The sequence below is a fragment of the Streptomyces sparsus genome (assembly GCF_054776295.1).
Genome location: NZ_BAAHCA010001630.1, coordinates 1 through 621, shown reverse-complemented (window position 1 = coordinate 621; position 621 = coordinate 1). Strand labels below are relative to the sequence as shown.

The 621-nt window shown below is 67.8% G+C and carries 1 protein-coding gene; it reads left to right on the top strand.

All coding sequences use genetic code 11. The features are described from left to right. Positions 1-621, top strand: a 621-nt coding sequence (locus ACYVE9_RS30005) for a carboxyl transferase domain-containing protein (RefSeq protein ID WP_461031008.1), incomplete at both ends; no start/stop codon positions are given.

Below are 621 nucleotides of genomic sequence, written 5' to 3'. Positions count from 1 at the left end.
AGACCTGCCTGGAGGAGGTCCGCTACCTGCTCTCCCTCCTGCCGCAGAACAACCGGGAGAACCCGCCCACCGCGGCCACCGAGGACCCGGCCGACCGCCGCTCGGAGACACTGCTCGAACTCGTCCCCGCGGACGGCAACCGGCCGTACGACATGCGCAAGGTGATCGAGGAGCTCGTCGACGACGGCGACTACCTGGAGATCCACGAGCGCTGGGCCACCAACATCCTCTGCGCGCTGGCCCGTCTGGACGGCCAGGTGGTCGGCATCGTCGCCAACCAGCCGCAGTCGCTGGCCGGCGTGCTGGACATCGAGGCCTCGGAGAAGGCCGCACGTTTTGTCCAGATGTGCGATGCTTTCAACATTCCCATCGTGACCCTGCTCGACGTGCCCGGGTTCCTGCCCGGCGTCGACCAGGAGCACGGCGGGATCATCCGGCACGGCGCGAAGCTGCTGTACGCGTACTGCAACGCGACGGTGCCGCGGATCTCGGTGGTACTCCGGAAGGCGTATGGCGGTGCGTACATCGTGATGGACTCGCAGTCCATCGGTGCCGACCTCACCTACGCGTGGCCCACCAACGAGATCGCGGTGATGGGCGCCGAGGGCGCCGCCAACGTCA